At 70.1% G+C, this 7,943-nt stretch carries 5 protein-coding genes; 1 reads left to right on the top strand and 4 read right to left on the bottom strand.

The features are described 5' to 3' along the window. The 4 genes from CV1CTNOD_RS16425 to CV1CTNOD_RS16440 form a co-directional block, all read right to left on the bottom strand. On the bottom strand, positions 1–4,351 hold a 4,351-nt coding region (locus tag CV1CTNOD_RS16425), incomplete at its 3' end, for a DUF6531 domain-containing protein (RefSeq protein WP_131786932.1). A 191-nt stretch (positions 4,352–4,542) separates the two neighbouring features. Next, positions 4,543–4,839, bottom strand: coding sequence for a WXG100 family type VII secretion target (locus CV1CTNOD_RS16430; protein WP_131786933.1), 297 nt, complete (start codon positions 4,837–4,839; stop codon positions 4,543–4,545). 54 nt (positions 4,840–4,893) lie between these two features. After that, positions 4,894–5,544 carry a hypothetical protein gene (locus CV1CTNOD_RS16435; RefSeq protein ID WP_131786934.1) on the bottom strand — a complete coding sequence of 217 codons (651 nt, stop codon included), beginning with the start codon at positions 5,542–5,544 and terminating at the stop codon, positions 4,894–4,896. Then, entirely contained in the window at positions 5,541–5,906 is a 366-nt protein-coding gene (locus CV1CTNOD_RS16440) for a hypothetical protein (protein WP_131786935.1), read from the bottom strand. The genes CV1CTNOD_RS16435 and CV1CTNOD_RS16440 overlap by 4 nt, the downstream gene beginning before the upstream one ends. A 413-nt stretch (positions 5,907–6,319) precedes the next feature. Between CV1CTNOD_RS16440 and CV1CTNOD_RS16445 the strand changes: the two genes are divergently transcribed. Further along, positions 6,320–7,943: serine/threonine-protein kinase (locus CV1CTNOD_RS16445; protein ID WP_207386493.1), on the top strand; the 1,624-nt coding region annotated here is incomplete at its 3' end.

Raw genomic sequence — 7,943 nt, forward strand, 5'->3', positions numbered from 1 at the left:
GGGCCAGGCCGAGGGGGTCGTTGGAGTCGTAACGGCCGCTTTCGGGCGCGTAGTAACGGTGGTAGTTGTAATTGAGGCCGGTTTCGGGGTCGTGGTACTGGCCGGGGAACCGGAGAGGACAGTCGATGTCACCGTCAGCGGCCGGTGGGCTGGCGCCCCAGAGGGTGGTGCGGGTACGCCAGGCAAGGTCACCGTCCGAGTCAACGAGTTCGGTGGGGGTGCCGACGAGATCGGTGACGATGGCGTGGAACCGGGCATCGAACCACCCCTGCTCGGCATCGTCCGGACCCTCGCCGACGCTCCGGCCAGCGCGATCATCGACAGCGTGGTCGGCATTGCCGGCGGCGTCGCCGGTGGCACCGTTCGAGGCAGCACCCGTGCCATCGCCGGACGGGCGGCGTTCGGACTGGGTGAGCGGGCGGAAGCCGCCGGGTTCCCAGTCCCAGGCGGTGACCCGGGCTGCCGGGGCGTTCCCGGTGAGGTGGTGCTGCTCGGCGAGCACGACGCCGTCCCAGGCGAAATCGACCCGCTCGGCCACCCCGCCATCATCGCCACTGCCACCACCAGTGCCGTTGTCGGCGAAACGCTGCTTGGCGATACGGCGGCCGAACGGGTCGTACCGGTAGCGCCAGCGCCGGCCGTCCGGCGTGGTCACACCGGTGAGGCGGTCGTCGGCGTCCCAGGTGTACCGCCAGGTACGCGGCTTCGCCGACAGCCGCTTCTGCTGGCGCAACGTCACCCGGCCCTGGCCGTCGTGCTCGTAGCGGACGCTGCCGGCACGGCGGATCAGCGTGCCGGCATATTCCCGTCCGCCCTGCGCGGCCTCGTGCACGCCATCACGCCCGTCACGCCCGTCGCGCTGCGCGGGCGCCGGCCAGGACGCGTCGGTAATGTTGCCCGCGGCGTCGTAGGCGTACCGCTCGGACCAGTTGGTGCCGTGGACAGCGGTGACCCGCCGCGCCGGGTCGAGATCGAACCGGCGCAGGCCGGCGAGCATGTCGTCGATCTCGGTGACGTAGCCGTCCGGGCTGTAGCTGTAGTCGCGGCGCTGGAGCAGCCGCGCCTGCCGCGCCGTCCCCGGCTCACCCGCGCGCGCCGTCACCGACCCGCCCGCGGTCACGGTCTGCGACAACAGACGGTGGTTGACATCCCACGCCTGCGCCAGCACCACACCGGTATCCAGGCTGCGCTCCACCTCCCGACCGGCCTCGTCGTGGGCGAAGCGCACCGTTCGGCCGGCGGTGCGCAGGGATGACGGCAGGTCGTTCGGGTCGTAGTCCCAGACGCTCTCCGCCCCGGACGGGGTCACCCGCCGCACCCGCCGGCCGAGCGCGTCGTACGTCGAGGCGACCGTCCGGCCGTTGCAGGTCTCGGCCAGCACCCGGCCGAGAGCATCCCGCTGGAGCGTGCAGTCGGCGTCGGCGTTCGTCGCCCGCACCACCCGTCCCGCCGCGTCGTAAGCGAACGTCGTCACACCGCTCGCGGCGTGCTTCTCGGTGACATTGCCGAGCACGTCACGGACGAAACGGACGGTTTCCCCCGCGCCGTTGGTGCGCTCGACGAGCTGGCCGGCGGCGTCATACCCGTAGGCCAGCACCCGTCCGTTGAAGTCGGTCTCCCGGACGAGGTTCCCGGCCGGGTCGTAGTCGTACCGCCAGACCAGGCCCTGCGGGTTGGTGACCGCGACCAGCCGCAGCTCGGTGTCGTAGGCGAAGGCCAGCCGCGCCCCGTCCGGACCGGTCCGCGCCGCCGGCAGGTCGAAGTGCGTGGCCTCGCTGCGGGTCACCAGCCCGGCCGCGTCGACGTGCTCGACGAGGTTGCCCTCCCCGTCGTAGGTCCACCGCTCGACGGCGCCGCCCGGCAGCGCACGGGAAGCGATCTTGCCCTCCACCGTCCAGCCGAACCGGGTCACCCCACCGACCGGGTCGGTCACGGCCACCACCCGGCCGAAAACGTCCCGGTCGTAGGAGGTGACCGCGCCGAGCGGATCGGTCACCGCGACCGGTAGACCGGAGGCGTCGGTGGCGACCCGCCGGGTGTGGCCGAGCGCGTCGGTGACGGTCGTGAGCCGGCCGCGGTCGTCATGGCCGAACGCCGTCCGCGCGCCGGCCGGGTCGACCACGGCGGTCAGGTTGCCCCGGTCGTCGTAGAAACGTTCCCAGCGGGCGCCGTCCGGTTCGACGAGGGTCACCGGCAGCCGCAGGTTGTTCCACTCCGCGCTGGCCCGGCTGCCGTCCGGGCGGAGGACCTCCACCAGGTTGCCGGCCGCGTCGTAGCTGTAGCGGACGGTGCGGCCCAGCGGGTCGGTCTCGGCGAGCTTGCGGTCGTACCGGTCCCACTCATAGCTGGTGGCATGGCCGAGCGGATCGACCTGCCGCTGCAGCTGCATCGTGTCGTTGAAGTGATACTCGGTGACGTGCCCCAGCGAGTCGGTCACCACCGTGACATGGCGGTCCGTGTCGTAGGTGATGGTCCCGTCAAAGCAACCGGCGGAGCCCGCGGTCCGCACCACCCGGCCGGCCTCATCGTAGGTGTAGACGTGCTGGGTACCGTTACGGTCCAGCCAGCGGACTATGCGCCCATCCTCGTCGTAGTCGAACCGCAGCGGCCGGCCCGAGGAGTTGACGACCTCGGTGAGCCGTCCGCTCGCGTCGTAACCGTACCGGATGATCTCGGTGTCGAGCTCCCACGCCCGCCCGCGCATCCGCACGGCTGCGATCAGCCCCTGGCGGGTCTCCACGACCAGTTGGTACCCACCCGAATGGTTGATCTCGGCGAGCGTGCCGTCGTCGGCGTCGTAGCCCAGCTCAACGCGGTGGCCGTTACGGTCACTGATCGCGGCGAGCGGCAGGGCCACGCCACGGGCGCCGTCGGCCGGGACCGCGAAGTGCAGGGTGTGCCCGGTCACCGAATCGGTGACGGTGTACGCACCGTTTTCGTCGCGGGTTAATGGCAGGCGTGGACCCTCGGCCGGCAGCACGGTTTCACCGGGCGCAGGATGTGGGTAGGCGAGCAGCACCCCATCGGGCGCGGCATAGCACACCCCCGCATCGTCGATCTCAAGCCGGTGATCCAACGTCGAGCTCCACGACGGGCCGAACCAGCGGCCCGCCTGGTACGACGACATGTGGGTGCGCTGCAGCGTCCACGCCAGCAGACCGGGCAGCTCGAGGTCGACCTGCTGCAGGATCATCTGCCCGCTGGCCATATCCACCGGGTCAAGTTTCAAAAAACGGGACGCGGCGGTCTTTGTGAACTGGTAGCCGCTTTGGAGCGTCTCGCGTACACTCCCCGCTACCTTCATACCGTAGGCAGTCGCCGTACGCACCTGGCGGAGGGCTGTGCCGCCGAGGGTGCGCAGTCCGGCGCCGACGAGCTTCACACCCTCGCCGCGCGCCAGCCCACGGCCCAGCGCGGCGGCGGTACGCCCCAACCGGGCGACGCTGACGACACCCCGCCCACCCGGAATGAGACCGAGCGCGTCCAGGGCAAGCTGCCCGAGCGACGCCTTACCTTGCGCAACCTTCACCAACGTGTCGGAGAAGGCCACCGCGCCCGCCACCAGGGCGATCGCGACCAGCGCGAGCCCGATCGGCCCGGAGATGAACATGGCGACGACACCCGCGACCATGGCGACGTCACGGCAGAGATCGACGAAGCTGTCCCAGGACCGGAACGGCGCGGACACCGCGTTCCACACCTTCTCGTACCACGGCCTGTTCTTGATCCCGCTGCCCGACAGCGCCTGCTCGATGTCACGGGCACAGGTGTGCGCCACCTGCCCGCGCAGCTCCGCCGCGTCCTGAGCCAGCCGCCGCGCCCGGGCCCGATCCGCGCTGGCCACCTGCCCGCGGTTGGCGGCCGCCCGGACCTGCCCGGCGAGATCCTGCGCCTCCCACCCCGCCGTCACGGAACCGATCGAGCCGTCGCTGAGCTCGGCCCGCGGCCACAGCAACACCTCCCGATCCGGCGGCAGCAACGCCCGGACCTCCCGCAACGCCGCCTGGTAGCGGCCGTCGGCGTCCACGCCGTCCCGCAGCGCGCCACCCGCCCGCGTCTTCGCCTCGGCCAGACCCGTCGAATAGATCGACAGCGCCTCCCCGCACCCGCGGTAGGCACGGGCGAGCTTGGCCAGTTCGTCGGGCAGCTCGACGAGCGCCTCGGTGAACCGGGCGGCGTAGTCACCGGTCATCCGTAGATCACCGCCACCACCCGCGATCGCCCGCAGCCGGGTGGTGTTGCTCTCGGCAAGCTCGGCCCGTTCCCGCAGCCGGGCCGCCACGGCCCGGACGGCGTCCGGGTTACCCGGGGTCGGATCACCCTCCAGCTCCAGGACACCCCAGTCACTCACCGCTGCTCTCCCCGCCTAAAGTGGTAATCCTGGTCGCGTGGGGGCCGGGCAGACCTCACGCGTCCGGCCCCGGTGCGCAAAGGGTGCCAGAGCTCTGGGGCCGGACAGCCCTGTCCTCGGTCGCTCCTACTCAGAGACCCTCGGGTCCTCCGAGCGCGCGAAAAAAGCCATGATCGCGCGCTCTTCGACCACTAGCCGCCCGCCGACTGGCTGAGCGTGGCGTCGAGCTGCTGGTGCTGCGAAACCGCTTTGTTGAGGAAACCGCTCATGCCCTCCAGCCCGGCGATAGCGTTTCTTGTGCCGGTGTTCCACTGCTCGTAGGACTGCTGGAACTTCCCGGACGCCTGATCGGTGATGAACCCGCTGCTAACCAGACCGTCGATCAGGCTCTTGAGCTGGGCCAGCTGGGATTCCATCTCGTGCTGACCGCCCGTAAGCCTGGACGCGGCGTTCTCCAACGCCCCGTAGTCGACGTGGACGTTCGCCATGACACACTCCCTTTCGTCAGGTGAACCTGGGCGACCGGCTGAATCGCTCCAGGGCTATGGGGACGAATTCGTGACGGACAGCTGATCCGGACGGTCCCGCGACCAGGCCAGCGTGTCGCTGACAGCGTCGAACAGTTCGAACAGCTCGTCGGCGATGTCGACATGCGGACTACTCAGAACAACGTTGAGCACACCACGATCACCGGGTACCGGAATGAGCGTCTGCATGACAACGCTGTCGATCGACACCCCGTCCGGCTCGGCCCGCTCGACCCCGCGAACACGCACGGCCCGGCCAACCGGCATCTCAACAATCGTCACAGTGCGCCACGGAGATCTCCGGTCTGTCGACGCCACGGCGGTGACCTGCCCCGCGATCGCCTCCACCGTGTTGTCCGCGGCATTCGGCGCGCCGTCGGTATGAAACACCATCACGCTCGCCACCAGACCGTCGGAGCCGTCCACGAGCTCGGCCGTCGCCGCGCAGTAGACGGCCCCCTGCCGCTCGGCCCGCTCGGCGATCTCCCGCAGCAGCGTGAGCAACGCCGGCCGCTGTGGCCGCAGTTGCGGGACATCCGCGATCCGGGCGTCGACGAGACGCGCAAGATCACCGGTACGGGTGGCCCGCCACACGTCGAACTCGAACCAGGACTGGGGAACCCGGAGCGTGAACCACGAAGGAACACCGGTAGTTGTCGTACTCACTGCGCGCGGCCCGCCGCCACCGGCGAAGCGGACGCCGACGAAGCGGACGCCGCGGCAACAGGAGCCGCGGGTACGGCCGGCGTCAACGCCCCGGCCAGGCCGGAATCCACCTCGAACACCCCCTCGGCCAGCCCGCGCAGCAGGCCGGACGCCCGCTCCAGCAACTTGTCCATCGACTCGCGGCTGTCCGACGAGTGGCTCACGAAATGGTCCAGCGCCGTCTCCACCTCCTTCGAGCCGGTCACACCGTGCAGACCGTCGAAGGCGGCGCCGAGAGAGGTAAGGGTGCTGCGAATATCGGCCAGGTCGTTGGAGACCTGCCGGGCGACATCGGGATCGCACTCGAAGACACCCGCCATCATGTCATCACCCCTTACTCCGACTACGCACGCCCACCATGGCCCGTTACCATGACCCGGCCAGCCTGACGTCTTCGGCGCCTCTTCACCGGGCACCTCCTCACCGGGCATGGCCTCACCGGGCATGGCCGACGACGGAGCCACAGCCTGAAGACACCTGAAAGGCTAGCCAGCACCCTATCAAGAAGCAATAAGAACAGACTGTAACGACCAAAGGATGTGCGATCATGGCTCTTTTCGCACGGCCGGGGCCGAGGGGACGCTGGAAAAACAGCGCATGCGGCATCACGTCCCCGGGGCGCTCTCCCACGCACGTCGCCGAAGCACGTCGTGGATCACGCCGCAGGCTTACCATATAGTTTCACGAGGACATGCGTCGCAGCGAACGGGTTCGTATGAAACATACCGGGGGCGATGTGGGGAAGACTCGGGCGGGCCAGGGGACGGCGGGGGCGTCGCCAGGTCCGGTCATCGAGGGGTACCGGGATTTCCGCCGGGTCGCGATCGGCGGGTTCAGCACCGTCTACACCGCCTACCAGGAACGTTTCGCGCGAACGGTAGCCGTGAAGGTCCTGGGTACCGACATCGGGGATGCGGACGCGCTGCGCCGGTTCACCCGCGAGTGCCAGGCGTCCGGGCGCCTGTCCCACCTCCCCGAGATCATCACCGTGTACGACGCGGGCGCCACCGCCGACGATCAGCCGTTCATCGCGATGCAGTATTTCCCGCGAGGATCACTGGTCGACCGGATACGCGACAACAACCAGCTGCCAGTGCCGGAAGCCGTCGGGGTAGGTGTGTCCGTCGCCCGGGCGCTGGCCGCGGCACACCGCGCTGGCATTACTCATCGTGACGTCAAGCCGGGGAACCTCCTGGTCTCCGACGAGGGCGGCGCGGTACTGAGCGACTTCGGGGTGGCGAGCGTCGTCACCGGCCCGGAGAAGTCGGTCAGCCTTGACGCCTACACGCCGGTCCACTGCGCCCCGGAGGTCCTCGACGGGCAGCGGTACTCGCCGTCCGCCGACGTCTACGCCCTCGGTTCGACCCTGTACACCCTGCTTGCAGGCACAGCCCCGTTCGCGCCCCGCGCCGGCGACGGACCGGCGACGGTCATGCGGCGCATCCTCGCCGGAGACGCCACAGAGCTCGACCAGGGTGTTCCGGAGCCACTCCGGGTGCTGATCGGACGCATGATGTCGGTCGATCCGCACCAACGCCCGACCGCGGTCAGCCTTGTCGAGGAGTTCAACGCGCTGCAGGACGTCCTGGGCGCCGAGCCGCTGGCCCGGCCGGAAGCAGCCGGGGAGGATCTCGCAGCCGACCGACCATCATCGGATACGCCGGCATCGGATACGCCGGCGGCCGGCGATCCGGGAACAGGCACCGATTCCGGAGCAGCCGCTGCCGGCGGACCCCTCGCAGCAGCCACCCGCCGCCGTTCCCGTGCCGCCCCCGCCAGGAGCGCCCCGCAGCCAGCCCCGGCCGGCGCCGGCGGCGCCGACTCGCAGCCCGCTGCTTCCGGCTACCACGAGCCGCTGGACACTCCGACCAGAATCCGGCCGCGAGGTACACCGCTGCCTGTATCCGCGAACCCGGCATCCGGGGACAAGGGTTCCGATCGTCAACGGCCCCGAGGCAGATGGATCGCCACCGCGGCCGGTGTCGTGACCATGCTCGTGATCTCCGGAGCGCTGGCTGTCGCCCTCCGGGGAAGAATCGGCTCGTCCGGAGCGCAGGCGGACAACGTTCTCATCCCGTCGGGAGCTGCGCCGTCGACACCCGGCGGGACGGATCCCGCTTCCTCTGGCCAGCGGACATCGGTCACCGCCACGGCCAGCCCTGCGCCGACCGGATTCGAGCCCGGGGCCGGATCCGCGGACGCGGCGCCGGCGAACCCGGATTCGCTCCGACCGCCGATGTCGCCCGCCACGCCGACGGCACCGACCGCCGGGAGGCCGGCAAGTCCACCACCCCAGGCAAGTACAAGTCCGCCACGCCAAGCAGATAGTGCTCCGGTTGCCCCGCCCCCTCCGTCTTCCG

It is taken from the genome of Protofrankia symbiont of Coriaria ruscifolia (assembly GCF_900634745.1).
GTDB classification, from domain to species: Bacteria; Actinomycetota; Actinomycetes; order Frankiales; family Frankiaceae; genus Protofrankia; species Protofrankia californiensis.

Excerpts from the sequence above, each read along its gene's own strand:
- CV1CTNOD_RS16440 (WP_131786935.1), bottom strand. The coding sequence starts at position 5,906 with ATGATGGCGGGTGTCTTCGAGTGCGATCCCGATGTCGCCCGGCAGGTC.
- CV1CTNOD_RS16430 (WP_131786933.1), bottom strand. The coding sequence starts at position 4,839 with ATGGCGAACGTCCACGTCGACTACGGGGCGTTGGAGAACGCCGCGTCC.